The organism is Micromonospora sp. NPDC005367, assembly GCF_040606825.1.
Classification (GTDB): domain Bacteria; phylum Actinomycetota; class Actinomycetes; order Mycobacteriales; family Micromonosporaceae; genus Micromonospora.
In genome coordinates this window covers 59,360-82,988 of record NZ_JBEXFP010000016.1, presented here as the reverse complement: position 1 = coordinate 82,988, position 23,629 = coordinate 59,360, and the positions used below count along the sequence as shown (strand labels likewise).

Here is a 23,629-nt window from a genome sequence, read left to right as displayed (position 1 = left end):
CGCCAGTCTTCGTGGTTCGGCAACCTCCGCGTCAACCCTCGCTCAATTCACGCGACCTCGCCCGTCACCTCCGGCCGAAAGCATCAATGCGTTCCGGCTGATCTCCCGAGCGAGTGAGGGTCTGTTGTGTCTGCCCTGGACGGTGCCGCACACCGAGCCCGGCGATTGTGCTGGGTGGTCCTGCCCTTGGTACTCGCCGGAGTGCTCGTCCCGGACCCCGCCTCCGCGCATCCCTTCGGCGCTCCACAACGGATCGAGGTCACGGGCGGGGGAGATCACGGCGTACGGGTCCGCTGGGTCGTCGGCGGAACCGATGACCTGAGCATGCTCGGCATCGCCCTCGGCGTACTCGGCAAGGACCGGGTGCTGCTCGACGGCGCCGTCACCTACGAGCCCGCCGACGCCGAGGCGCTCGGCAAGGCCCCCGAGTTCGCCAGGTACCTGACCGACCGGATCGGGGTGACCCAGGACGGGACACCCTGCGCGGGCCGGGTCGACGTCGCCGACGATCTCGCGTCCGACGGGGCCGAGGTGCTGTTCACCTGCCCCGGACCGGTCAGCACGGTGACCGTGACGTCCCGGATGCTCACCGACCTGCACGAGGCGTACCGGACGTTCGCCAGCGGCCCCGACGGGCAGCGGGCGGTCTACGACGGCGCACACGAGTCGGCTGACTGGCGTATCAGCGGCGGTACGGCCATCGGCCCCCGTGCCGAATCTTCCCGGACCCTCCCCGCGTCCGGCGTCACGCGCAGCGCCCGACAACTCCTGGTCATCGGGGCCGTCCTGCTGGCCGCGGTCGCCGCCGTGGCCGGCACCTTCTGGTACCGCCGACGCCGGCGTCCGTGCCAAGCGTCCCCGGACCTGACCTCAGCCACCTCCGGTGCCGACCCGGCACAACCAAAACACCCCCAACCGAAGGAGATGTCGTGACCACACGACCCCATCCGATCGCCCGAGGGTGGCGTCGCTTCGGCGCCACCGCCCTCGGGCTCGTGGTGGCCGGCAGCGCGCTGCTGCTACCCGCCCAGGACGCCGTGACCCCGGCAACCAGCCCGGTGGCGAACGCCGTCACGGTGCCGGCCGCCGACGTGCTCGACGTCGCCTTCACCGGCGGCACCACCACCGACCGTGCCCAGAGCCTCACCCCCACCACCTGGGGCGCGCCGAGCTACACCACCGACGCCACGGTCGGTCACGACATCCTGAAGGTCGACGGTGTCGACGACGCCGTCTCCTTCGACTTCGACGACCAGTGGGGCAGGTTCTCCACCGGCTTCGCCATCGAGTGCGTCTTCCGGGTCGACACCACGATGCCGGTGAGCGGCGAGAAGGACCTCTGCTCCGACAAGGAGGGCGGCGGCTTCTCGGTCTACGTCAACGGCGGCAACCTCGGCACGATGGCCCACCTCGGCGGCGGCTACAAGTCGGTGCTGACCCCGATCACCGGCAACCGCTGGTACCACGCGGTCTCGGTGTGGGACGGCCAGACGCTGCGCCTCTACCTCAACGGCCAACTCGCCGGCTCCACCGCCGCCGGCGGCGGGTTCACCCCGCCGGCCGCCACCGCCCGCCGCTTCGTGATCGGTGCCGACGCCGCACCCACCGGCATCGGGCAGGTCGCCCCGCCGTCCTCCTTCGCCGGCAGCAAGGTCTGGAGCGGGCCGCTGGACGCCGCCCAGGCCGCCGAGCTGGCGTCGGCGTACGGCCTCAAGCCGCCGGTGCCGGTCGCCGACGTGCTCGACGTCGACTTCGCCGACGGCACCCCGAAGGACGACGCGCAGAGCCTCGCCGTCACCACCGTCGGCGAGCCGGTAATCGCCGAGGACCCGGCCGTGAAGGTGCCCGTCGCGTCCTTCGACGGCGCCAATGACGCGTACGCCTACGCGATGGGCGACGCACAGTGGGCGAAGATCCGCGACCAGGTCACGATCGAGTGCACCTTCAAGGACAACGGCACCCTGCCCAACTCCGGTGAGCACTCGATCTGCTCCGAGAAGGAGAGCGGCGGATACTCGATCGTCGTCTACGGCGACAAGCTGACCTTCGCCGTGTACGCCAACGGCGCCTACCGCAACGCCCAGGTCCAGATTTCCTCCGGCCGCTGGTACCACGCCGTCGGCACCTGGGACGGCGCCACCGCCCGCCTGTACGTCGACGGCGCGCTGGCCGCCTCCGTCGCCGCGCCGGCGCCGCTCGGCCTGCCCAGCGGCGCCGCCCGCAACTCCTTCTACGTCGGCGCCGACTCGGTCAACCAGTTCTGGACGCCGGCCACCGTGCGCAACGCCCGTATCTTCTCCCGGGTACTCACCCCGGACGACGTGCAGACCCTCAACGCCGCCGCGCTCGGTGACGTCCGGGACGCGGGCGTCGCGATCACCTCGACCGTGCCCGCCGAGGGCGCCCACCTCAGCCGCCCGACCGAGCTGCGGGTGACCGTCAGCAACCAGGGCAACGCCACCGGCTGGACCTACCTGCTCGACGGCGTACCGGTCCAGGTCGGCCAGGAGGTCGGCGCCGGCCTGAGGTCCGGCGACCACACCCTGACGATCTCGGCGACCGACGTGTTCGGCAAGCCCGTCGGCAAGACGGTGCGGTTCACCTCCGACGCCATCCCGACCGGCGGCGGCACCGACGTCGGTCAGGGCAAGGGCCGGGTCACCCTGTCGGCGATCGCCCACAACCCCGACGGCGGCGAGGTGACCACCACCTTCAAGCAGGCCACCCCGAGCGTCCCGGCGGGCGGCTTCCAGGGCGTCGTCCCGGTCATGCCCGCCACGCTGGACTTCTCCTACACCGAGGGCGGCCAGATCGGCGCCGCCCCGCGCCCCGACGGCAACCTGGCGAAGAGCCCGTCCACCGGCAACATCCCGTTCCAGCGGTACGACGTCCAGGTGCCGGCCTCCGGCGCGGCTCGCCAGATCCTGTGGAGCGGCGTCGTCGACCCCGAGCGGGCGGTCACGCTGTTCGCGTGGAACCCGGACACGCAGGCGTGGGCCGAGCTGACCACCGCACGTGGCCAGGCCGAAGGCGACACCTCGGTGAAGGCCGCGGTGCGGCCGGAGCTGGTCGACAACGGCGCCGTCCACGTCCTGGTGATCGGTGAGGACCCGTTCGCCGACGACCTCGCCCCGCGTGACGGCTCCGCCGACGACCCGGCGAACCGGGACCACTTCGAGGACCCGTCGAAGTACGACTTCTCGCTCGCCCACTTCACGGACACGCAGTACCTCGCCGAGGGTGCGGCCGGCGGCACGTACGACGACTTCGACGGCGTCGACGAGCCCACCGACAAGATGACCATGGAGGAGCGGGCGCTCTGGCAGAAGTCGTACCAGGACACCACCAAGTGGCTGGCCGACAACGCCTCCGGCAAGAAGATCGCGTACACCGCGCACACCGGTGACGTCATCGAGAACGACTACTCCGACCCGCTCGCCAAGGACTCCAGCGGCAACCTGCTCTACCCGGGCCTGGACGAGCAGGTGACCCGCGAGTTCCAGTTCACCTCCGAGGCGCAGCGGACGCTCGACGAGGCCGGGCTGGTCAACCAGGTGATCGCCGGTAACCACGACAATCAGGGCGGCAACGAGACCGGCCCGACGTCCCGCTTCAACCAGTACTACGGCCCGGAGCGGTACTACGCGGGCTCCCAGAAGTGGCCGGCCGTGTCCAAGGCGTCATACCACGCGTGGGACGAGACCACCGACACGGCGGGCAACACGGTCACCCAGGGCGAGGACAACCAGAACAACTACGTCCTGTTCTCCGCCGGTGGGCTCGACTTCGTGGCCGTGGGCCTGTCGTACGGCGTCACCCAGGCCGAGGCCGACTGGGCCAGCTCGATCTTCCAGCGGTACCACGACCGCAACGGCATCCTGCTGACCCACGCCTACCTGGCCCCGTCCACCACGCCGGACGGCCGCGGCGCGAACTTCTCCACCGACGGATCCCGGGCCTTCTCGGCCATCGTCGCGTCCAACCCGAACGTGTTCCTGGTCCTCGCCGGCCACGAGCACGGCGTCGGCACCAACCTCAAGACCGGTGTCGGCGTGACGGTGGCGCACAACGTGGTCGAGCTGCTCGCCGACTACCAGTTCTACAAGATGAGCGCGGGCGAGCTGTGGCCGGAGAAGGTCGACGCCAACGGCAACCTCGACCTCAACGGCGACGGCACCGTCGACCACAAGTCGACCGACCTGCTCCAGTTCGGCGCCAGCTTCCTGCGGCTCCTGCAGATCGACGTCGACCGGGCCGAGATGAGCATCGACACCTACTCGCCGATGCTCGACAACTTCGGTGCCACCGAGTACGACGACCGCAAGCGCTACAACGGCGCCGAGGACAACATGGTGCTGCCGATCGACCTGTCCACCCGGACCACCAGCTTCGGCACGGACAGCCTGGTCGTCGTCACCCCGACCGACACCATCATCGGTTCGGCCAACGCCAAGTCGGGCTGGCCGGCCAGCGTCGAGTGGCAGGGCCTCACCGAGGGAGAGCTGTACGCCTGGACCAGCACCAGCCACACCGGCGACGGCGACCAGGTCGGCTCCGCCGACCAGTTCGGCGGCGTCTTCCTCGCCACCGCGGCCGGCACCGACGTCACCCCGCCAGTGCTCACCGTCCCCGCCACGACCTCCGTCGAGCAGGGCAAGACCTTCGACCCGCTCGCCGGCGTCAAGGCGGTCGACAACACCGACGGCGACGTCACCGACCGGATCCAGGTCGTCGGCACCGTCGACACCGGGACACCCGGCAGTTACCCGCTCACCTACCTGGTCTCCGACATCAACGGCAACCAGACGGTCGCCAACCGTGTGGTCACCGTGACGAAGGCCCCGGTCGACACCCGGATCAAGACGACGGTACGCGCCGACGACGTGACGGCCACCTGGCGCAAGAAGGCCAAGCTGACCGCCACCGTCCAGCCCGGCGCGGCTTCCGGTCCCGTGCAGTTCCTCCTCGGTGAGGACGTGCTGTGCGAGGCCCCGCTGAAGAAGGGCGTCGCCACCTGCGACGTCGACCGGCTGCCCAGCCCCGGCACCCACCGGATCCGGGTGGTCTACGGCGGCGACAAGAAGCACGCGCCGTCGTACACCGAGTTCACCCTGAAGGTGGTCGAGCGCCGGAATTGATCGAGCGCTGAACTGTGAGCGGGGCCGGTCCGGAAAGGGCCGGCCCCGCTTCTCGTCGCCAGGTCTCAGGGCGGCGGATACAGGAGTACTCGCACCTCGGGTAAGTCGACGAGCGCGGCCTCGATGAGGGGTCGGATGTCGGCCCAGTCGAAGCTGCCGTTGCCGCAGCCCAGTGCCGGCACCGCCACCGAGGTGATGCGGTGCTCGCGGAGGACGCGTACCAGATCGGGAAGCCCGGCGGCGACGTCAGCCAGCCGCGACGGGGAGCGCCAGTGGCGCTTCGTCGGGAAGTTGATCACGTAGCGGTGCCCGCCGGGTACACCCGAGTCGTACACGAACATCTGCCCGAGGCGGACGACGCCGGAAGCGCACGCGGCGCGGTAGGCCGCGTAGTTCGCGGGGTAAGCCTGCTTGAACGCCAGTGCGATGCCCTTGCCCATCACCCCGACGGTGTTGACGGCGTTTACGAGAGCCTCGGCGTCCGCGTCGAGCAGGTTCCCATGCCGAATCGTGATCACACGCTCGTGCTATCAGCCGGGTCCGACATGCTCTTGCCCTCGGCCGCGACGACGAACCGGGTTTGAGTAGATGGTTCGGCGCTGCTTGTGTTGACTGCCATCCGTGCTCGCCGATTGGTCGGCCGCGGCCATCTTGGCTCGGCCGGCGGCACAGACCTTCGAATCGGCGTCGGCAGACATGACGAAAGCGCGCGCCCCGTCCCACCAGCCGGAGCGGCTCGGTGAGGCGGGGCGTTTGGCTTTACAAAGCGGCGGGCCGTGTGGTTGAAGGTCAGCTCAGTGCGAGCCTCTCACCGTCGAACACGGCCACGAAGTCGGCTCGGCCATCCAGCGCCTCAATGTAGCGCTGCACGGTCCCGACCTCGGTGCGTGGTAGTTCGCCGTTCTCGATCGCGGCGACGCGGGGTTGTGTGACCTGCATCCGGTCGGCGACCTGCTGCTGCGTCATGCCGCGCCCCTCGCGAAGCTCCCGCAGGCGTGCGCCGCGCTGCTCGGCGACCATGCGCTCCTTGATCTGCGCGATCTTGTCTTCGTCGAGGTTCATGCGGGAGCGGACGTCCCGCCAGTTACGCGCCATCACTGCCTTCCCTTCAGCTCTCGCAGGTGTTCGGCGAACTTCTGGTCTGCGGCGAGGATGCTCGTCTCGTACCAGCCTCTCCAGTTGCCCGATTTGTCTCCAGCGACCAGAAGGATGGCTTCCCGCTGGAGATCGAAGGCAAACAGGACTCGGATCTCGCTCGTTCCCGCCGATCCTGGCCGGAGTTCCTTCATGTTGCGGTAGGTGGATCCCTTGACCTGGTCGACGAGCGGTCGACCCAGCGCCGGGCCCTCCGCCTCTAGCATGTCGATAGCAGCGGCTACCTGGTCAGCAGAGTCAGGATCGTTCTTGGAAAGTTCGAGCAGCCAGTCTTCAACCCTCTTCAGTGAGGTTGACTTCCCAGCTGCTCATGCGGCCACTATAACGCACAACATTACTCCTGCGTTATGTCGTTCGGCATCTTGGCGAGCGCATCTCGGACGCTCCACGCCTGGTCCCGGTGCCCGACGTCATGCACTGCGCCTCGGTCATCTGGCCGGGGAGGGTCTGGCGCCGGGCAAACCCTCCCGCCACCGGCACACTGGCGCCCCACCGCCAGTTGGCGATCGCGCTGACTAGCATTTCCCGCTCGCCGGGTTGCTGCCTGCGCCGCTGGTGCCGATACAACATCAACTGCCGATGAAGCGCGGCTGCGGGTGGTAGCCGGGCAAGCCCGAAAGGATGCCATGCCGAGCCGCGATCACACGGCTGTGACTATCAGCCGGGTCGACATGCTCTTGCCTGCCCTGCACCGACGACGAACCGGTTCGTGGCAGCCAAGCCGCAGCTGGGCGTCGCGGCGGACTAGGGGCCACGGCGATCGTGTGGGTTGTGCGAGCATGGTCTGTCCGTTGTGCACGGTCCCGATCCCGCCGGGAGGCAACCTCGTGGCAGACACCGCCCCGTCCGCCGTCACCGACCAGATCACGACGATCGACACCAGCGTGCCGCACTCCGCGCGCATCTGGAACTACTGGCTGGGCGGCAAGGACAACTTCGAAGCCGACCGCGCCGCCGGCGAGCAGGTCCGCGCCATCTTCCCGGCGATGGTCGAGACCGCCCGGCAGTCGCGGGCGTTCCTGACCCGCGCCGTACGCTTCCTCGCCGGCGAGGCCGGCATTCGGCAGTTCCTCGACCTCGGCACGGGCCTACCCACCGCGGACAACACCCACCAGGTGGCGCAGCGGGTCCGACCGGAGAGCCGCATCGTCTACGTCGACAACGACCCGATGGTGCTCGCCCACGCCCGTGCACTGCTCGTCGGCGCACCCGAGGGCCTGACGAAGTATCTGCACGCCGACCTCCGCGACCCCGACGCGGTGCTGCGCCAAGCCGCCGAGCACCTCGACTTCACGCAGCCCGTCGCCGTCCTGCTGTTCGGCGTCATGGGCCACATCGGCGACGACGACCAGGTCGCCGCCATCATCCGTACGCTGCTCGCCGCCGTACCCTCCGGCAGCTACCTCGCCATGTCCGACGGCACCGACACCAGCGAAGCGGTCGTCGAGTCGCACCGGCAGTACAACGAGAGCGGCGCCATGCCGTACCACCTGCGCAGCCCGGAGCAGATCGCCCGATTCTTCGACGGGTTGGAGTTGGTCGAGCCCGGCCTGGTGCCGTTCACCCAGTGGCGCCCCGAGGGCGAGGGCACCCCTGCCCTGGTCGACGGATACGCCGCCGTCGGCCGCAAGCCCTGACGGGTCTGCTGGGCGTCGGGTCAGGCTGCGATCGCTCGGGCGGCGGTGTACATGTCGGCGGGCAGCGCATGCTGCAACCGCCACAGGACGCGCATCGGGCGGTCGCCGGTGTGCGACTCGTATGTCATCAGTCCGGCGTACGTGTAGGGCGGGGCACCGAGGTTGCCGTCGGCCACCTTCGTCTCTCGAACGAACAGGTGCACCGTCGACCCGAGCTTCTCGTGGTTGATGTACCGCTGACCAGTCGCTGAGGCGGATGACGTCGTGCTCTGCGAATCCCACTGGAAGAGCGTTTCGGTGATGGCCCGGTCGGCGTACATCGTTGTGGGGGAGTAGTGCTGCTCAGACTTCACCAGCGTGACGAAGAAGAGGTCGGCCTGTTCGTTCGGCAGCCACTTCACGCCCTCCCGAAGCGATCCCGGGTTCGGCATGCCGAAGGCGGCGCAGGCTTCGTTGCGGGTGTACCGGGCGTGCACCCGCAGCGGCACCTTGCCCAGCCCGATCGGCTCGGTGACCCGGTGGATCCGTTCCCGCAGCACCTCGGCGACCTGGCGCAGTTCGTCGCAGTGGGCGGCGTCCTGGCGGAGCTGGTTCAGCCGGACACGCTGTTCGGCGAGAGGCACGTTCGGCCCCCAGAGGCTGAAATGCAGCATGTCCAAGAGCCGCCCCGTCGGCACTGACCCGCGAGCCGTTGCCTGCTCCCACAACTCCAGCCGGTCGAGGTCGTCCGTGTGGAGCATCCGGCCGATTGCCCGGCCCAGCTCGCGGTCGTCCGGCGCCGGCGTTGACGTGTCCAGGCTCGCGAGCCGTCGCAGCCCGGTCCAGCCGCCGAGCGTTGCTGACCGGTAGACATCCTCAATTTCAACACCGGTTTCCCGCAGGAACTCCGCGAGCGTCACGTTCCCGAGCTGGCGGAGTTCGGCCACCAGGCTGTTCTTCGAGGACGGCACGGCCCGCTCCAGATTTCGGAGCACGATGTCTTTGGCCACCCGATCCAGCTCGATGTGGCACCCGCTCGGCAAGGTCGGGAAGTCCTGCTCGACCGCGTCGTGCACCTCTCGGCGGCTGACCCCGGTCAGGGCCCGCCAACGGAGGTCAAACCGGAAGTTGGCATGTTGCCCGCCGATGAAGTCGAGGACAGTGAGGCAGGGTTTGTCGTCGTCCAGGCGCAGGCCACGGCCAAGCTGCTGAAGGAAGATGGTGGCGCTCTCGGTGGGCCGCAGCAGGAAAATCGTGTCGACCATCGGTAGGTCGACGCCCTCGTTAAACAGGTCGACGGTGAAGAGCGCACGCAGCTTGCCGGCTTTGAAGTCCCGAATGAGGTTGTGCTGCTCCGGACGGTTGACCTCCGAGGTGACTGCTGCCGACGGCACGCCGTGACGCGTGAACCATTCCGCCATGAACTCGGCGTGTCCGATGCTCACGCAGAATCCGAGCGCCCGCATCCGCCCCACGTCGACGAGCTTCTGAGCGGTCCGCAGCACCACCCGAGCCCGCGCCTGGTTGCCGGTGTAGAGGCCCTCCAACTCCGACCGGTCGTAGCCCTGCCCGCGTTTCCACGTCACCTGTGAGAGGTCCACGTCATCGTGTAGGCCGAAGTAGTGGAACGGCGCCAGCAACTGGCGGTCCAGCGCTTCCCGCAGGTGCAACTCCACGGCCGCGCGGCCGTCGAACCACCGACGTACGTCGCCACCGTCGGGCCGATCGGGGGTCGCGGTCAGCCCCAGGAGTACGCGGGGTCGCAGCCGCTCCAACAACCGCGCGTACGTGGGTGCCTCGGCGTGGTGGAACTCGTCCACGATCACCATGTCGAAGTGCTCGGGGTCGATCTCACGGCGGTGCAGAGATTGGATCGACGCGAACACGTGCCGCCACTTTGTCGGCTTGTCTCCGGCGACCAGCGTTTCGCCGAAGCTGCCGTCGCCCATCACGTGCCGGAACGTCGACCGGCTCTGCCGGAGAATCTGCTCCTGATGGGCGATGAACAGCAGCGAGTCGACGGTCTTGTTACGAACCAACCGGCGATAGTCCAACGCCGCGATCACCGTCTTGCCGGTGCCTGTCGCCATGACGACCAGGTTGCGCCACCGGCCGTGTACCTGCCGCTCTGCATCCAGGTCGGAGAGCACCTCCGCCTGATACGGGTAGGGCCGCACGTCCAGGTTGGCGATCTCGGTCGGTGGCTCGTCGCTTCGCTCACCCCGCAGCGCGTGCCCCAGCCGTGCGGCATCCTGCATCGGGTCGTACGCCTCGAACGCAGGGTCGTTCCAGTAGTCCTCGAAGGTGGCGGTGAATGTGTCTATGACGTGCGGCTGCTCGACGTTCGAGATCCGCACATTCCACTCCACGCCGTCGACCAGTGCTGCCTTCGACAGGTTCGACGAGCCGACGTAGGCGGTGGTCATGCCGTTGTTGCGGCGGAACAGCCACGCCTTCGCGTGTAGGCGGGTGGTCCTGGTCTCGTAGGAGACCTTGATGTCGGCCCCCAACTCGGCGAGCCGGTCCAGGGCGCGTTGGTCGGTCGCGCCCAGGTACGTGGTGGTGATGACGCGGAGGCGGCCGCCGCGAGCGGTCAGCTCCCGGATGGCGGGCTCAATGAGGCGCAGGCCGTGCCACTTGATGAATGCACAGAGCAGGTCGACGGAGTCGGCGGAGGCCATCTCGTAGGTGACCTCGTGGCCAATCCGCGGCTGGTGTTTACCGTTCACGAGGAGAGCGCCGCTGGCGAGCGGAGTCGTTGGACGCGGCGGGAACATGGGCTGCGCAGGCGGGGTCGGCGGCGCGGCGATGGCGTGCAGCAGATGCTTGGCGTCGGTCACCTGGTCGTGTGCGCTGGCGGCTTGCGGGCTGAGGATGGCGATTGCGTCCGCTATGCGGTTGGCGAGGACGACCTGGCGTTGGAGCTTGTCGTCTCCGGCCGGAACGGCTTGCAGGGCGCGGGCGGCCATGGCGGCGATGTGACGGGCGAGGGCCTGGTGCACGTCGGCGGGATCGAGCTTGTTGCGTTGGACCAGGGCGGGGTCGACATGCTGGAGGCGGTCGGCCAGCTCACGCGTGATGAGGTTCTCGTAGACGCCCCGCTCAAGATCCGTCATTCCAGCAACCTAGCCGTTCTGAAGCCTGGTTTGCGGCCCCGGCCGCATGCGATTCGTTAGCGGCGCCGGGGCAGCAGCACTGAGAAGCGTGCGGCGCCGGCTAGGGACTGCGACTGGTCAAGCCGCTTCCGGTCGGAGGACAAAGGCGTACATATCTATGATTTGCCCTGAGGTCGTTCTGTTACGAAGACCCCGAGCCCTTGATGGCCGTACAGTTCGCCGGTCTCGATGAGGATCGTGATGGCTTGGCGCACCGTTGTCGCGCTGCCGACCTCGTACATCTCGGCCAGCGCCTTGGTCGACGGCAGCTTGTGGCCGGGTGGCCATTCGCCCGAGGCGATGCGCCCTCGGATGTCGGCGATGATCCGTCGGTAGTGCGGTTCGAACTGTCGTCTGGGCATGCGAAGGACTCCCAGCTAAGACAGGCCCGGGGCGGGTGCCGGGGTCCGGCGGCTGCTCACACCGCGTCGCATCGTCTCCAAAAGGCTGAACCAGGAAGTCCGCTCGTGATCGGGCCCCTGAGAATCGCCGGCTCGGACCACCGCCACTCGGCTCTCCTGGAGCAGCTCGGTGCTGCGGACGAACGCAGGGTGGGCGGTCAGGGCTGGCTTTGCATACGGCAGGACGAAGATGGGGAGAAGTAGGCCGAGCGCGTCGTTGAGGATGCCGAGGGCGAGGTTGTCGCTGATGCCGAGCGCCCACTTGTTGATGGTGTTGAAGGTGGCTGGGGCGACCACCACAACGTCCGCCTTGGGCAACACGTCCGGCTCACCCGGCCGCCGCCATTCCGAGCGGACCGGGTAACCGGTCTGTTCGGCTAGCGCGTCCCTGTCGATCCAGGTCGCTGCGGTCGGCGTCGCGATCACGCAAACGGTCCAGCCGTCCGTCATCAGCAGTTCGATGAGTTCGCCGATCTGGAGTGCCGGCGGCGCGGCGCAGACGACGAGGTACAGGACCTTCTTGTCAGTCATGCGAGCAGTCCGGCGCGTACCGCCATCGGTCGGAGGCCGGGCGTCGTGGAGCGGCGTTCCTTCGAGAGCAGGTTGAGCAGCAGCGATCGTGCCTGGACGTTGGCGCCGAGCACTTCGGGTGCGACTCGTTCAGCCTCCAGGAGGTGCAGAACGGCGAGCGAGCTGCCGTCACTGCCGATCGCGCTCGCCTGCGCCAGGTCGAGGTGTACTTGTGCCCGCCGGCCGACCAGGGCAACCGGCAGCCGCGACGTGTCCAACTGGGCTCCGATTTCGATGGCGCGTTCGGCATTTCCGGCGGTCAACGCCGCGGACACCGTGTGGATGGCGACGTTGGTCGGGCCGAATCCGGTCCACAGCCGGTTCTGGTCGGATCCGAGGTCCGCGGCGACCGTCTGCGCCTGTCCGAGGTGACGGCCAGCAGTTCTCACATCACCCCGTCGTGCCGCGATGATGGCGGCGAGGAGCAGGAGCGCGCCTCGCGCGGAGATGAGGTCCAGGCTCGGTGATGAACGCAATCGCGCCAGGTGTTCGATGCTCGCATCGGTCACCGCCTCAGCCTCGTCGAGCCGGTCCGGTAGCCGGAGCAGGGCGCAGGCCGTCTGGTACGCGGCTACCGCCGCCAGGGCCTGCTCGCCGGCGAACTGCGCCGACGTGCCGGCCCGGTCGGCGGTGAGCAGCGCCGTCTCGCCGTCACCGACCTTGCAGGCGATTTTCGACGCCGCGACGTATCCCGCGGCGAGGAGTTTGAAGGCGGTCGCGCGGTGTGTGCCAGCTCCGGACTGGGTCAGCTCGGTCGCGGCGCGGAGGACGTCAGGGATGTACCGCGAGGCGGGCACGTAGCTGGCACGCTGATACAGCCCGTGTACCCGGGCAACGGCCCGCCGTACTTCCGGCAGGGAGGCGCGCACGCTTCCGGCGTTCTCAGTCGGTAGGTAGCGCGTGAGGAACGCACGCAGGCCGGCGAGCAGGTCGGCGCGGATTACGGGCTGACTGTGGCTGGTGTTGTCTCCCATGATGCTTCCTCGGGGCGTCGCGACGGAGACATCATCAAGGATCTCCTGGAGTCGGTCCAGGGGCACCTGCAGGGTTTCGGCGATCCGGATCCGATGCCAGGGCTGGGGGTCGTTCTCGGCCCGTTCCCACCGCACGACCGTGGAGCGTTCCACGCCGAGGATTTCGGCCAGTCGCTCCTGGCTGAAACCGAGCATCTTGCGCCGCTGCACGAGCCGGTATCGCTTGAGAGCCACGCGGTTCTCCTTCCGGACGACGCCACTCTAGTGACTGTGCGTCGTCCAGCGCGTGACAGGCGGTGCCTCAGTTTTGCCTCACTTGAGCGCCACGAGCGCTGTAGTTCCTGCTCACTGTCGGTCTCAGAGTGGGAAGACAAGGCCCTGGGGCGGGTGCCGGCTCCGTTCGGTACGGACGCGCGGTCGTATCGGGCGCTCCCGCCCGCCTCGGCGTTTCACCCCAGCGACCGGTGCCCTCGACCATGGAAAGGAACGCCATGGACTCGATCGACGAGATCCTCGGTGAGCTTCCCCTGCCGCCCTACGTGACCGCCGAAGACGTCGGCTTCGCAATCAAGGCGGTCACCGTGCATGCCGCCGAGCAGTGGCCGGACGGACCGCGCTGCCGTAACGACGGCGCCCCGCACCCGTGCCGGTTGTACCGCTGGGGCCGCCGCGTGATCGACAGTCGTGGCCGCACCGACCGGCAGGTTCGTTCGCTGATCGCCGAGCAGGAAGCACCACTGCCGTGATCTACGTGACCGGCCAGCGTCTCCAACCGCCGCACATCAGGATGGCGTCGTTCGACCGCCGCTGCCGAGGGCTCGACCCATCCCAGGTGCACGACTATCTCGACCGGGTCGCTGACGAGCTGGAGCGCCTGCGTCGCGAGCTGACCACGGCGAACACGGAGGCCGAACGCATCCGCCAGGCTCTACGGCAGTGGCAGTCGCGTCACAGCGACTGCCGCCATCGGCAGCCGGGTGCGGCCAACGGAAGGTGGCCGAGATGACCGCCTCCCGCTGGATCATTCACCTGCCGACCGCGCTGACCAGCGTCGACGGCGCAGCGATCCTTGCGATGGCTCTGCGCGACTCGCTCGGGCACGTCACAGCCATCGACTTCGGCGAGACCACGCTCAGCGAGGAGGACAGCCAGTTCCTGCGTACCCGAGTGTGGTGTGACGCCCGGCTCGACGGTGCCGGCCGCTGCCGGCGGCGCGACGGGCACGCCGGGCCGTGCGGCCTCGCCGACGAAGAGCTGCCCCCGATAGCAGCGACGGGTGGCACCGAGGAGGCACCACCCGTCGTCTGACGTGTTCCGCTACGCGCCGGGGACCACCACGAGACCGTTGTTGTAGTCGGCCAGCAGCACGTCCTTGTGGCCGTCGCCGTTGATGTCGCCGACCGCCAGACCGCGGTGCTCGTAGTGGGAGGCGTAGTAGGCGTTGTAGCCCTGCTGCTCCCGGCCCAGGCGGCCGTCGGGGCGCTGGAGCATGACGCCCACCTGGTACCAGCCGCCGTGGGCGACCACCACGTCCAGCCGCGAGTCGCCGTCCATGTCTTCGAGGACGACCGGCTCGGGCATGTCGGACGCGACGTAGACCTGCCATGCGCCGAGCGCCCCGGAGGCGTCGTGCGTCAGCACGGAGATCCGCGGGTCGGGCATGTTGCCGGTGACGGTGACAACCACGTCGGCCCGGCCGTCGCCGGTGACGTCGCCGGCCGCGAACGAGTGCGCGTCGATCTCCTGCCCCTCCGGCACGGGAATGCCGGCCGGAGCGGCGAAGGTGCGCGCGGAGGTCTGCTCCACGACGATGACCTTCCGGCCGTCGAGGCGTACCAGGTCCAGGCCGGGACCGCCGGTCACGTCGGCGACTCCCAGGACCGGACCGGAAAGCGGCGTGGTCACGGCAACCGGCGCGGCGAACTCGCCCGTCCCGGTGCCGTAGCGCACGAGCACCGACTCGTTGGTGGTCGCCACCAGGTCCAGCTTGCCGTCCTGGTCGAGGTCGATGACGTGTACGTCGCCGAGGGCCGCGCCGAACGGCAGCGCCACCGGTGCGGCGAGCCCGCCGGCGGACTGCCGGTACACGTCCAGCCCGTCGCCGGAGGCGACCAGCAGCTCGTTGCGGCCGTCGCCGTCGATGTCGGCGATGACCGGGACCATGCTGCCGCCGGTCGGCACCGACGTGGCGTAGCGGACGGGCGCGGCGAGCCGGTGCTCCGGCAGCTGGACGTAGAGGAACGCCGAGTGGTTGAGGTCCCCGGCGTCGGCCTCGGTCCCGGTGGTGAGCACCACGTCGGTGAGCCCGTCGCCGGTGAGGTCGCCGGCGGCGATGGCCGTTTCGGTCGAGCCCGCCCGGGCCGCCTCGGACGGGCCGAAGGACACCTCGCCGTACGCCGGGTCGACCTGCAACGGCAGGTCAGCCGAGGAGCTGCCACCGTTGTTCGGATTGGTGCCGTAGCCCTCGAAGCGGGCGTAGTAGGTCACCGAGCTGGCCGTCGGGGTGATCACCGTCGCGGCGTACCCGTGCCAGAGGGTGGCCTGGCCGACGACCTCGCCGCCGGCGACGAAAACCACCTTGCCCCACGGCTCGGACCCGTCCGCGGTGCGGACCCGCGCGGACAGCGCCACCAACTGGCCCTGCTCGGAGCGGGTCGGGTCGACGGCGATCGTGGTGGTGCTCGCCAGGCCGGTGTACGCGGCCCCGGACGCGAACGGGCCGGCCGCGCCGTTCGCGGCCAGGGCGCGCACCTTGTACTGGTAGTAGTAGCCGTCCGAGCGTCCGGTCTCGCGGAAAGACGGCTCGGTGGTCGTGGCGATCAGGCTGTCCCCGTCGATCGGGTGGTGCCGGTACACCTCGTAGCGGGCCGCGCCGGGAACCGCCGCCCAGGTCAGCTCCATCGTGGATGGGGTGCCGGTGAGCCGCAGGCCGCTCGGTGCCGCCAGCACCGGCAGGGTGGTGGCGCTGGCCTGGGGTGACTGGCCGGAGAGCTTGTTCCGGTACTCGGCCTGCACCACGTAGTAGTAGGTGGTGGCCGGGGCGAGCCCGGAGTCGAGGAATTCCAGGCCGGTGCTGCTGCCGACCTGGGTGTACGGGCCACTCGACCCGGTCGAGCGCGATACCCGGTAGGCGGAGGCCCGCGGCGCCGCCTGCCAGTTCACCCGGATCTGGGCGGACGAAAGTGCCGTCGCGCTGGTCGCCGGCGGTGGGGAGATCGCCGGCCCGGCCTGGGCGGGCGCCGCGGTCAGTTGGGTCACCGCGACGAGCGCCGCCACCAGGGCGATGCCGAGCCGTCGTAAGCGGGTGGGTGTGTGCGCCATCGGGCGTCCTCCGGTCCCCGTGATGATCATTCCGTGAGTACGGCGTCTCGCCGTCGTACCGCGTCACATAGACCGCCGGGCGGATCAAGCCTCTGGCGTGACGTCCGGCTCGACGGCGGCGGCCGTTGCCGGCGGCGCGCCGAGCACGGCGGGCCGTGCGGGACGGCGGAGTAGTAGCCTCCGGGGATGCCCGCCGCATTGATCGACGACCTGTTGACCGGTTTCACGCCCGCGCAGCCGTACACCGCAGCTTCCGCCGCCAGCGCCCCGGCGGCGCGCGGCGTGCACGTGGTCCTCGACGGGGGCACCGTCGTCTACGTCGGCTGGACAGCGAACCTGCGCCGGCGGCTGCGGCAGCACCTGACGGGCAGCCGGGATTCGTCGGTGCTGCACGAGCAGGTCGGTCAGCTCCTCGACACCCCGGACCGGGCGGCGACGGCCGAGGACATCGCCGGCTGGCTGGGCCGGCGCGAGGTCCGCTGGCAGGAGACCGACAACCCGGAGGGTACGAAGGACGCGCTGGTCCTGGCCCTCATGCCGTGTTTCAACCGGCAGGTCCCCAAGCCCCGCCGGCTCGCCTGACCGGGCGCAACCGGCCCGGTTGCCTCACGTGGTTCGTAGGCCGAGCAGTTCTGCCGTGCGGTCCCACAGGTGGGCCGCCAACTGGTCGTCCTCGGCGTGCGGGTGGACCGGGCCGTTGGGCTCGAGGCCGTGGTAGTAGTCGCCGTTGGCCGTCTCCGGGTCCGGCATCGTGGCCAGGTGTACCAGCGGCGCGGCTCCCTCCTCGACGGTGGCCACCGGGCCAAGTAGGCGGTACCGGGACAGCGCGGCGATCAGCGGGCTGCTCCGGTTGAGTTCGGTGCCGGGCACCACGCCCGGGTGGAACGCCGTCGCGGTCAGCCCGGTGCCCCGCGTACGGCGGGCCAGCTCGCGGGTGAACATGATGTTCTGCAGTTTCGTGATCCCATACCGGAGCATCTCGGATCGCTGGCGCGCGCCTTCCAGGTCGTCGAGGTCGATGCCGGCGGACCGGTTGGCCTTGCTGGAGGTGGCGATGACCCGGGCCGGTCCGGCGGTGGTGAGCCGGTCCAGCAGCAGGTTGGTGAGCAGGAACGGGGCCAGGTAGTTGACCTGGAACATCGTGTCGTGGCCGTCCTCGGTGCGGCTGCGCCTGGTCAGCACGACACCGGCGTTGTTTGCGAGGACGTCGATGCGGGGGTAGCGGTCCAGGAGGGTGTCGGCGAGCTCGCGTACGTCGGTCAGCCGGGCGAAATCGGCGACCAGGGGCTCGGCGCCGATTTCGCGGGCGACGGCGGTGGTCTTCTCCGGTGACCGGCCGACCACCGCCACGGTCGCGCCCAGCCGGGCCAGCCGGCGGGCCGCCTCGGCGCCGAGGCCCGCGCTGGCCCCGGTGATCACGACGGTCCTACCTGCCATGGGCCGATCGTTCACGGAATCCATCCTCACCGATGAGACGACGGCTCATCGTAGGAGATCGAACAGGGCGCCTGCCACCGGATCGGTGACAGGCGCCCTGGGCGCGAACAGCTCAGATCAGGCGGCGCCGCCCGGCTGGACGACGCCGTTGACCTTCAGGGTGTACGGCGCGTACTGGGTGACCTGCTCGGTCGGCTCGTCGTAGGCGACCACGGCGACGACCTTCGGGAACCTGCTCAGCTTCGCCAGCTGCGGCCGGTTGAGGGTGAGGTCGGACGTGCCGTCGAACTCGAACTGGGAGGCAAGTGAGTGCTTCTCGTCGATTCCGATGAGGCGCAGGTTCCAGTTGTCGACGGCGACCGGCTTGATCTCGGTGGGCGAGTCGAACGGAGCCAGACTGCTGCCGTCGCTGACCGTGGTGCCGCCGACGGTGATGTCGTCGACCAGCCAGCCGCCCTCGTTGACGCCGCCGTCGCTGACGTACCGGAAGCCGAGCAGGATCGGCTTGCCGGCGTACGCGGACAGGTCGTAGCTGTGCGCCTCGAACCCGTTGGTGGTGCCGTTGACGCCCGGGCCGAGCGGCCCGTCGACGGTCTTGTCACCGGGGATGACGGTGTAGGTGGCACCACCGTCGGTGGACACGGTGACGTAGCCGTAGTCGAAGCCGAGCTCCGCGCCGTACTTGGCGACGAAACGCAGCGTCGGGTCGGTCGTCGGCACGGTGACCTCGGTGACTGCACCCGCGTCGGTGTTGTTGCCGTTGCCGGAGAACAGCACCGGGTTGCCCGCGCGGTCCGGGTCGTCGGTCACCACGGTCCAGGCCTGCGGCTGCGCCGGCAGGGTCTTGCTGCCCTGGAACGACAGCGACTTCAGGTCACTTCCGCGCAGCAGCTTGCCGTTGGAGTTCTGCAGCGGCACGTAGTCGGCGCCGTTCGGGGCCGCGCCCGGGGTGGCGTACGCGGCCGGGTTGTCCAGGTTGACCGTGGAACGCAGGCTCTCGCTGGTCACCCGGCTCTTCGGCACGCCGAGCATGGTTCCGCGGTTGGAATCCCCGACGATCTTGTCGACCAGCGTCATCGTCTGGTAGTCGTGGATGACCTGGTACATGTCGTTGGCGCCCTCGGCCTTCAGCGCCTCCTTCAGGCTCGCCAGGCCCTGCCGGTCACCGTCGTTGTGCAGGCGGTGGACGATGTCGTTGCCGTACCGGTCGTAGAGGAACTGGATGAACGCGTAGGCGTTGCCGTAGTCGGCCAGCACCGCGTTCGCGTTGGGGCTCTCGTCCCACAGGTTCAGCGAGTTCTCCGGGCCGCCGCAGTCGCGCGGGTTCACGTTGTACGGCGTCTGCACGGTGCCGAAGCCCTGGTAGCAGAAGAGGTGACCGTCGGCGCCCGGGTCGAACACGGTCGCCTTGGTGTCGACGTACCCGGTGAGCGTCTGGGCGAAGTCGGACATGCCCTCGTTGAGCCAGACGCCCTCGAACGGGTCGGTGTAGTACTGCGCCAGGTGCTGCCACTCGTGGGCGAAGGTGCCCTCGTAGCTGAACGGCCGGGCCGGGCGGCTGGTGCACAGGTCGTCGGTCGGCTCGTTCGGCGGGTTCGCCCCGGTGCGGTGCAACCAGTCGTACGCGTCGATGGTCATCACGTTGCGGTCGAACAGCTCGTTGAGCTGCGCCGAGAAGAAGCCGGCGATGTAGGTGGGGGCGGCCGGGAAGTCGTAGTAGTTGTCGTCCCGGACGTTGTCGACCAGCGTGACCGTCTTGTTGCCGGCCCCGGTGTAGTCACCACCGTTGCCGTCGGTGTCCGGCCCGACCTGGGCGTTGGTGCCGTCCCGGTCCGGCGGCCGGCTGAACGCCACCGTCTCCTTCGGGTACATGTTGGTGTCGAACTCGTGGACGAAGTTCTGCACCTGCTCGTCGGTGATCTGCGTCGACGTGGCCACCTGGTTGCGGCAGTCGTCCGCCGGGAACGAGACGTCGTTGGCGACCCAGACCTCGATGTTCTCGCCGACACCCCGCAGCGTGTAGTCCTTGCGGTAGTAGGTGCCGTCGATGTCGTCGAGCCCGAGCCACTGGCGGACCGTGCCGACCGTCGGCGTCTGCGCCGCGGCCCTGGTCGCCGAGCGCGCCTGGGCGCGCGGCTGGTAGCGGCTCGGGGTCGTGACCTCGTGACCGTCGACCTTGTACGTCTTGCGGGCGAGTTCGCGGGTGTCGTCGCTGGGCCGGTCGTTCTTCGCAGCGGGCTGGGCGGGAGCGGCGGCCGCGCCGGACGCGGGAAGGACGCCCAGAAGCGGTAGGACGAGTGCGATGGCTGCGGCACCGGCTATCCGGGTGCGTGCCATGAGCCCCCCTTTGGGTTGGCTGAGTTTCGGTGGCTGACGCTCCGTTGCACGCCACCGGAATATCGCTCATGTTCGTACGCCGGATGGTTGCCCTGCGCAATGATCGGCCCGCATGATCCACAGCACTGTCCACAAAGCTGGACCAGGTCGGAAGCCCGTCGCGGGACCGGCGACGTCCGTCCGCCGACGGTCCGGCCGGGTCAGCCGACCCGGAGGGCGGTGGCGGCCGGCGGCCAGGTGCGGTCGTCGGTGACGTCGGCCAGCTTGATCCCCTTCAGGATTCTGACCATCTCGGCCTCGGTGAGCCGGCCGCCGCTGGCCACCTGGATGGTGGTCCTGCCGTCCGAGGTCCACGAGGTGCAGAAGCCGTTACCGCACCGCGGCTCGGGCGGCGGCTGCTCGCCGTCCTTCAGCGACTGGTTGGACCTGACGTTGGGCAGCACGAGGATCTGGAAGCTGCCCGGCGGGTCGTCGCCTTCGGGGCCGCCGTACGGCTCGGTGAGTCCGGTGATGGGCAGGGCCGGGGCGGCGAAGATGGCGCCGCCGTAGTTGCCGTCGCCGGCGCTGGCGATGCCGTTCAAGCTGGCGAAGGCGTGCTGGCCGATCTCGGCGGCGTGGTAGCCGGCGGGCACGTACCCGACGCTGAACGGCACCCGCGCCGGTGCGGGCACGCTGGGCCGTAGCCCGCCGACCAGTCCGCGCAGGTCGGCGAAGCCGACATCCGACGGGTCCGCGAAGGCCTCCGCGACGGCCCAGGCATTGTCGGTGTACTCCCAGGCGAGCGCCCGACGCAGGTTCTCGCCGTAGGACGGTCCTTCCTGCTCGATCGCCTGGTGCCCGTCGATGGTGAGCCGGTCCCCGGTGAACCTGTGCGGGTCGAAGGCGCCCGGACGGTACACCGTCAGGTAGGCGTAGAGGGACCGGTCACCGCCGTGCGGCCGCATGATCGTCGCGGCGTCGACGGCGTGGTCGTTGGTGACCAGCCCGTCGATGTGCAACGCGGCGATCTGGTACGCCCGGGACACGACGATCGGGTCCTGCACGTGGAGCTTGCCGGCGTCGAACCGCTGGAAGACGTAGGTGAACGGATCGTCGGGGAAGTCCCAGGTGGCGGCCGGGGTGAGCGGCGAGGCCGTCGCGGCCAGGGACGTGTCCGCGGGGGGCAGTTCACCGGCGGGCGGGCGGGCCGCGGTGCCGGGCAGACCGATGCTGACCGCCGCGACCACGCCGGTGACGGCGAGCGCGGCGGAGGCCATGGTCCACGCCGTACGGCGGCGCCGCTGCACCGTCCGGCCGGCGGCCACGATGTCGTCGACGGTGTACCGCGGCGGCGGCGCGTCCGACGTCGCCGTCTCCACCAGCTCATGCACGTGCACCGGTCTTCTCCCGTTCTGGCTCGATGGTCTCGTCGAGGTCGATCCGTTCAGCACCCAGCACCTCGCGCAGCCGGGCGAGGCCGCGGGAGGTCTGGCTCTTGGCGGTGCCGACGTGGCAGCCGAGCGCGTCGGCCGTCTCCTCCAGGCTCATGCCGAGGTAGTGCCGGCAGAGCACGGCGGCGCGCTGCCCTGGCGAGATGGACCGCAGGGCGGCCCAGACCCGCAGCCGTTCGTCGACCAGCGTCATCTCGTCACGCTGGGTCACTTCGGACAGGGCGTCACCTGCAGGGTGTTCCCGTCGCCACGGGCGGCGCTTCTCGTCGATGGCGGCACGAACCACCATCGTCCGTACGTACAGGTCGGGTCGGTCCAGTCGCCGCCACCGCGGGTACAGCTTGGCCAGCGCGTTCGCCACCGCGTCCTCTGCCGCGTGCCAGTCACCGCAGGTGACGTACGCGAGTTTCCGCAGCACCGGCAGCTGGGCGGCGACGAACTCCCGGAAACGGTCCTCGTCCTCGGCTTTCACGCCGGTAGGACGGTGCAGGTGTCGCCAAATGTTGTCGCGTGTGAGGAAGTTTTCTCCTCCGCCTTCCGGGGCCCGCCCGGCCGCTGCGGCGCTGGCCGCGATCAGCCTCGGTGTCGCGCCGGGCGTAACCCTGACCCGGCCGAGGCCAACTTCGTCGTCGACGCGCACAGCAACCGGGCCATCACCGGAAAGCTGAGCTGGTCGGGCAGCGTACGGAACCGGAAGACCGGGGCCGCCCTGCCACTGGAGTTCATCAACCACCCGCCGGTGATCCTCGGTGACAGTTTCTTCGCCCGCAATCCGCGCACCATCCGCCGGCACCACGCGGGACGGGAAGATCGTGCTCGCCACCATCGACGGCCGGCAGACCACCAGCGTCGGCACCACCATGGACGAGACGGCCGCCGTCGCCCAGGCGCTCGGCATGACCGACGCGATCAACCTCGACGGCGGCGGCTCCACCGCGATGGCCGTCGACGGTGCCCTGGTCAGCCACCCGAGCGGCGCCGAGCGAGCCGTCGGTGACGCGTTCGTCTACGTCGACGGCCGTTACCGCAACGGGCACTGACACCTCAGCAGCAGCGTGCGGGTGGTGCCGGCCATCGCGCCGGCGGCACCCGCACGCCGTTCTGCGTCGAGCCTTGGGGCGAGGGCTAGCACCTCGGATGCTTTCGAGCTGAATCGTTTGCGACAGCAGATGTCGGGGCTGGCTGGTGCATAAGACCCTGGTGCAAAAGACCCTGATGCGTTCGCGACATCAGCTCTGAAGGATATGAGATGGACGTCCCCACCGCGACCAGCCGGGACCCACCACACCGTTCTCCCGCCGAGCGGCCGGTGGGCGGCCAGCTGCTCAGGCCCCCGGCGGCTGGTACTTGAGCTGCTGGCGGGTGGCCTCGTCGACCTCTTGCGGCGTCAGCAGCGGGGTGACCCGCGTGTCGACGCCCCCGGCCGCCCGGATGGCGATGGCCAGTGCGGCCGCGGTCTTGTGATCGGGCAGCTCGCACACCACGTACGTGTCGTGCGCCCCGAGGCCGAAGCAGAGCGACTCCACCCGTCCGCCGAGTCCTTCGATCGCCTTGATGGCGGCCTCGGCCCGTTTGCTGCCGCCGTCCTTGAGCAGGCCCTTGATCCCGTCAAGGGTGTAGGTCGATTTGAGCAGGAACTTCGCCATTTCGGCGTCACCTCTCCACGCGTCGGTGCGCCGCACGGGCGCGCCGGCTCCGGACCGCTCGTGCGGCGTACCACGGCTGCGGTCAGCTGCCTTGGCGTTGCACCCGTTCGCTGCCTTCGACCTTGGCCCGCCCGTGGTCCCGTTCCGAGCCGGAGGTGCCGGTGGCGGCGCGCAGGTGCCGGCGCTCCGGCGAGCGTTCCACCTCCGAGCCTTGCCGGCCTCGGGCACCGCTGCCCGGATGACGTCGGCCGCGCGCCGACTCGCCGCCAGGATCGTGCTTGTTCGGCTTGTGGCTACCCATGGCCGGCGCGTACCCGGTCCGTCGGCGGCTAGTCCATCCGTTCCGCCTGGTACGGCTGCCCCGCCGCGACGGCGTCCGCACCGGTGCCGACGCCGTGGCTCGACCGGGCCGCACCGGCAGGTAGCCGGTAGGGTGCGGGCAGCGGCGA

The 23,629-nt window shown here is 69.6% G+C and carries 21 protein-coding genes and 1 pseudogene; 8 read left to right on the top strand and 14 right to left on the bottom strand.

Annotated features, from left to right (window positions below):
- The first annotated feature begins 174 nt into the window (after nt 1–174).
- Both ABZS42_RS14140 and ABZS42_RS14135 read left to right on the top strand, forming a co-directional pair.
- Complete coding sequence (locus tag ABZS42_RS14140) at nt 175–933, top strand: hypothetical protein (protein WP_355145139.1); 759 nt, start codon at nt 175–177, stop codon at nt 931–933.
- Nucleotides 930–5,138, top strand: coding sequence for a LamG-like jellyroll fold domain-containing protein (locus ABZS42_RS14135; RefSeq protein ID WP_355145137.1), 4,209 nt, complete (start codon nt 930–932; stop codon nt 5,136–5,138). Before ABZS42_RS14140 ends, ABZS42_RS14135 begins: the two co-directional genes overlap by 4 nt.
- A gap of 65 nt (nt 5,139–5,203) precedes the next feature.
- On the opposite strand, the gene ABZS42_RS14130 is transcribed toward ABZS42_RS14135, so the two are convergent.
- The 3 genes from ABZS42_RS14130 to ABZS42_RS14120 all read right to left on the bottom strand — a co-directional run bounded on the left by ABZS42_RS14130 (nt 5,204) and on the right by ABZS42_RS14120 (nt 6,499).
- Complete coding sequence (locus tag ABZS42_RS14130; RefSeq protein WP_355145135.1) at nt 5,204–5,656, bottom strand: macro domain-containing protein; 453 nt, start codon at nt 5,654–5,656, stop codon at nt 5,204–5,206.
- A gap of 271 nt (nt 5,657–5,927) precedes the next feature.
- Nucleotides 5,928–6,233, bottom strand: a complete 306-nt coding sequence (locus ABZS42_RS14125) for a helix-turn-helix transcriptional regulator (RefSeq protein ID WP_355145133.1) — start codon at nt 6,231–6,233, stop codon at nt 5,928–5,930.
- On the bottom strand, nt 6,233–6,499 hold the full coding sequence (locus ABZS42_RS14120) for a type II toxin-antitoxin system RelE/ParE family toxin (protein WP_355145131.1): 267 nt from the start codon (nt 6,497–6,499) through the stop codon (nt 6,233–6,235). Before ABZS42_RS14120 ends, ABZS42_RS14125 begins: the two co-directional genes overlap by 1 nt.
- Nucleotides 6,500–7,120: 621 nt before the next feature.
- Between ABZS42_RS14120 and ABZS42_RS14115 the strand changes: the two genes are divergently transcribed.
- On the top strand, nt 7,121–7,930 hold the full coding sequence (locus tag ABZS42_RS14115; protein ID WP_355145129.1) for an SAM-dependent methyltransferase: 810 nt from the start codon (nt 7,121–7,123) through the stop codon (nt 7,928–7,930).
- Between the two features lie 20 nt (nt 7,931–7,950).
- Here the strand turns inward: ABZS42_RS14115 and ABZS42_RS14110 are convergent, their stop codons facing one another.
- The 4 genes from ABZS42_RS14110 to ABZS42_RS14095 all read right to left on the bottom strand — a co-directional run bounded on the left by ABZS42_RS14110 (nt 7,951) and on the right by ABZS42_RS14095 (nt 13,243).
- Nucleotides 7,951–11,025, bottom strand: a complete 3,075-nt coding sequence (locus ABZS42_RS14110) for a DUF3427 domain-containing protein (RefSeq protein ID WP_355145127.1) — start codon at nt 11,023–11,025, stop codon at nt 7,951–7,953.
- A gap of 155 nt (nt 11,026–11,180) precedes the next feature.
- A complete protein-coding gene (locus tag ABZS42_RS14105) occupies nt 11,181–11,426 on the bottom strand; it encodes a GntR family transcriptional regulator (protein ID WP_355145126.1) in 246 nt (81 codons plus the stop codon).
- Nucleotides 11,427–11,441: 15 nt separating this feature from the next.
- Entirely contained in the window at nt 11,442–11,996 is a 555-nt protein-coding gene (locus tag ABZS42_RS14100; RefSeq protein ID WP_355145124.1) for a flavoprotein, read from the bottom strand.
- The gene (locus ABZS42_RS14095; protein WP_355145122.1) at nt 11,993–13,243 is read right to left on the bottom strand and encodes a helix-turn-helix transcriptional regulator; all 1,251 of its coding nucleotides are present in this window, start codon (nt 13,241–13,243) and stop codon (nt 11,993–11,995) included. Before ABZS42_RS14095 ends, ABZS42_RS14100 begins: the two co-directional genes overlap by 4 nt.
- A gap of 257 nt (nt 13,244–13,500) precedes the next feature.
- Here ABZS42_RS14095 and ABZS42_RS14090 point away from each other — a divergent pair, with 257 nt between their 5' ends.
- From ABZS42_RS14090 to ABZS42_RS14080, 3 genes are read left to right on the top strand one after another with little or no spacing between them, the layout of a single operon-like run.
- Entirely contained in the window at nt 13,501–13,755 is a 255-nt protein-coding gene (locus tag ABZS42_RS14090) for a hypothetical protein (RefSeq protein WP_355145120.1), read from the top strand.
- The gene (locus ABZS42_RS14085; RefSeq protein WP_355145118.1) at nt 13,752–14,015 is read left to right on the top strand and encodes a DivIVA domain-containing protein; all 264 of its coding nucleotides are present in this window, start codon (nt 13,752–13,754) and stop codon (nt 14,013–14,015) included. The genes ABZS42_RS14090 and ABZS42_RS14085 overlap by 4 nt, the downstream gene beginning before the upstream one ends.
- Nucleotides 14,012–14,317 (top strand): hypothetical protein, encoded by a 306-nt coding sequence (locus tag ABZS42_RS14080; RefSeq protein WP_355145116.1) that lies wholly within the window; start codon nt 14,012–14,014, stop codon nt 14,315–14,317. Before ABZS42_RS14085 ends, ABZS42_RS14080 begins: the two co-directional genes overlap by 4 nt.
- Before the next feature lie 9 nt (nt 14,318–14,326).
- On the opposite strand, the gene ABZS42_RS14075 is transcribed toward ABZS42_RS14080, so the two are convergent.
- On the bottom strand, nt 14,327–16,330 hold the full coding sequence (locus ABZS42_RS14075) for an FG-GAP-like repeat-containing protein (protein ID WP_355145115.1): 2,004 nt from the start codon (nt 16,328–16,330) through the stop codon (nt 14,327–14,329).
- Nucleotides 16,331–16,516: 186 nt separating this feature from the next.
- On the opposite strand from ABZS42_RS14075, the gene ABZS42_RS14070 reads away from it, so the two are divergent.
- On the top strand, nt 16,517–16,912 hold the full coding sequence (locus ABZS42_RS14070; RefSeq protein ID WP_355145114.1) for a hypothetical protein: 396 nt from the start codon (nt 16,517–16,519) through the stop codon (nt 16,910–16,912).
- A gap of 24 nt (nt 16,913–16,936) precedes the next feature.
- On the opposite strand, the gene ABZS42_RS14065 is transcribed toward ABZS42_RS14070, so the two are convergent.
- The 4 genes from ABZS42_RS14065 to ABZS42_RS14050 all read right to left on the bottom strand — a co-directional run bounded on the left by ABZS42_RS14065 (nt 16,937) and on the right by ABZS42_RS14050 (nt 22,006).
- The gene (locus tag ABZS42_RS14065) at nt 16,937–17,767 is read right to left on the bottom strand and encodes an SDR family NAD(P)-dependent oxidoreductase (protein WP_355145113.1); all 831 of its coding nucleotides are present in this window, start codon (nt 17,765–17,767) and stop codon (nt 16,937–16,939) included.
- 117 nt (nt 17,768–17,884) lie between these two features.
- The gene (locus ABZS42_RS14060) at nt 17,885–20,104 is read right to left on the bottom strand and encodes a peptidase M6 immune inhibitor A (protein WP_355145112.1); all 2,220 of its coding nucleotides are present in this window, start codon (nt 20,102–20,104) and stop codon (nt 17,885–17,887) included.
- 200 nt (nt 20,105–20,304) lie between these two features.
- Nucleotides 20,305–21,480: a hypothetical protein gene (locus ABZS42_RS14055; protein ID WP_355145111.1), complete on the bottom strand. Its 1,176-nt coding sequence runs from the start codon at nt 21,478–21,480 to the stop codon at nt 20,305–20,307.
- On the bottom strand, nt 21,467–22,006 hold the full coding sequence (locus ABZS42_RS14050; protein ID WP_355145110.1) for a SigE family RNA polymerase sigma factor: 540 nt from the start codon (nt 22,004–22,006) through the stop codon (nt 21,467–21,469). The genes ABZS42_RS14055 and ABZS42_RS14050 overlap by 14 nt, the downstream gene beginning before the upstream one ends.
- A 153-nt stretch (nt 22,007–22,159) precedes the next feature.
- Between ABZS42_RS14050 and ABZS42_RS14045 the strand changes: the two are divergent.
- Nucleotides 22,160–22,574, top strand: a pseudogene (locus ABZS42_RS14045) (phosphodiester glycosidase family protein); the annotation flags it as partial.
- A 285-nt stretch (nt 22,575–22,859) separates the two neighbouring features.
- On the opposite strand, the gene ABZS42_RS14040 reads toward ABZS42_RS14045, so the two are convergent.
- Nucleotides 22,860–23,180, bottom strand: a complete 321-nt coding sequence (locus ABZS42_RS14040; protein WP_355145109.1) for a GYD domain-containing protein — start codon at nt 23,178–23,180, stop codon at nt 22,860–22,862.
- An 82-nt stretch (nt 23,181–23,262) separates the two neighbouring features.
- Entirely contained in the window at nt 23,263–23,481 is a 219-nt protein-coding gene (locus ABZS42_RS14035; protein ID WP_355145107.1) for a hypothetical protein, read from the bottom strand.
- Nucleotides 23,482–23,629: the final 148 nt, after the last annotated feature.